This is a genomic window from Mesorhizobium sp. M7A.F.Ca.CA.004.06.1.1, assembly GCF_003999135.1.
Taxonomy (GTDB): Bacteria; Pseudomonadota; Alphaproteobacteria; order Rhizobiales; family Rhizobiaceae; genus Mesorhizobium.
Map to the genome: position 1 here is coordinate 1 of NZ_RZPQ01000971.1, position 1,825 is coordinate 1,825.

The 1,825-nt window shown below is 61.6% G+C and carries 2 protein-coding genes; both read left to right on the top strand.

Annotated elements, in window-relative coordinates:
- Positions 1 to 1,141: ATP-dependent Clp protease ATP-binding subunit ClpX (gene clpX / locus EN906_RS32795; RefSeq protein WP_127375707.1), on the top strand; the 1,141-nt coding region annotated here is incomplete at its 5' end.
- 308 nt (positions 1,142 to 1,449) lie between these two features.
- Positions 1,450 to 1,825: LON peptidase substrate-binding domain-containing protein (locus tag EN906_RS32800; RefSeq protein WP_206529235.1), on the top strand; the 376-nt coding region annotated here is incomplete at its 3' end.

Here is a 1,825-nt window from a genome sequence, read left to right on the forward strand (position 1 = left end):
CTGCATGGACATCATCCGTGAAGAGAACAAGACCTCGATGGTGAAGTCGCGCGAAGGCGTGCCGACACCGCAGGAGATCCTCAAGGTTCTCGACGATTATGTCATCGGTCAGCCCTACGCCAAGCGCGTGCTGTCGGTGGCGGTCCACAACCACTACAAGCGCCTCGCACATGCCGGCAAGAACAACGATGTCGAGCTGGCGAAGTCCAACATCCTGCTGATCGGCCCGACCGGTTGCGGCAAGACGCTGCTCGCGCAGACGCTGGCCCGCATCATCGACGTGCCCTTCACCATGGCTGACGCGACGACGCTGACCGAAGCCGGCTATGTCGGCGAGGACGTCGAGAACATCATCCTGAAGCTGTTGCAATCGGCCGACTACAATGTCGAGCGCGCCCAGCGCGGCATCGTCTACATCGACGAGATCGACAAGATTTCGCGCAAGTCGGACAATCCCTCGATCACCCGCGACGTGTCGGGCGAGGGCGTGCAGCAGGCGCTCCTGAAGATCATGGAAGGCACCGTCGCCTCCGTGCCGCCGCAGGGCGGCAGGAAGCACCCGCAGCAGGAGTTCCTGCAGGTCGACACAGCCAACATCCTGTTCATCTGCGGCGGCGCCTTCGCCGGGCTGGACAAGATCATCTCGGATCGCGGCCGCAAGACCTCGATCGGTTTCGGCGCGGTCGTCGCTTCGCCCGAGGATCGCCGCACTGGCGATGTCTTCCGCCTGGTCGAGCCCGAGGATCTGTTGAAGTTCGGTCTTATCCCCGAATTTGTAGGCCGTCTGCCGGTTCTGGCGACGCTGGAAGACCTCGACGAACCGGCGCTGATCCAGATCCTGACCGAGCCGAAGAACGCGCTGGTCAAGCAGTATCAGCGGCTGTTCGAGATGGAGAATGTCGACCTGACCTTCCACGAGAACGCTCTTTCGGCGATCGCCAAGCGCGCCATCGAGCGCAAGACCGGCGCGCGCGGCCTGCGTTCGATCATGGAGGCGATCCTGCTCGACACGATGTTCGAGCTTCCCGCGCTCGAAGGCGTGCGCGAAGTGGTGATTTCGGAGGAGGTGGTGACCGGCAGTGCCCGGCCGCTCTACATCTACTCCGAGCAGAAGGAAAAGAAGGGCAATGTCAGCGCCTGACATCATGAGCCCGCAGCGAAATTCTGAAACGGCGCCGCAAGGCGCCGTTTTGCTGTCACACAGGGCTTTTGCGCGGCGTACGGCTTGGCGTCGCAAATGTGTCACTCGCGGACGGGTTGGAAGTGCGGATTTGGACACGCCCCTTGATCTTTGGGGGTCGTGCATCCAACTAACTGGAGAAGGCCGAGGTGCCCGATTTCTGTGCTGTAAAACTCCCGTCATAAACGGTGGTAGGCGGAACGATCCCCGGTCGTTAATATAAGATTCGCGGTTGGCTGATTGGCGGCCGCGACATGAAAGGTTGGACAATGGCCAAAGTATCCAAGGCACCCAGCGACGGCGTCTTCGCAGTTCTCCCACTGCGCGACATCGTGGTGTTCCCGCACATGATCGTGCCGCTCTTCGTCGGGCGTGAGAAGTCGATCAAGGCGCTGGAAGAGGTGATGGGTCAGGAAAAGCAGATCCTGCTTGCCACCCAGATGAATGCCGCCGACGACGATCCCGAGCCCGATGCCATCTTCGACATCGGCACGCTCGCCAATGTGCTGCAATTGCTCAAGCTGCCCGACGGCACCGTCAAGGTTCTGGTCGAAGGCGCTTCGCGTGCGAAAATCGTCTCGTTCACCGACCATCCCGACTTCCACGAGGCCCGCGCCGCGGCGCTGGTCGAGCCGGACGAGGAAG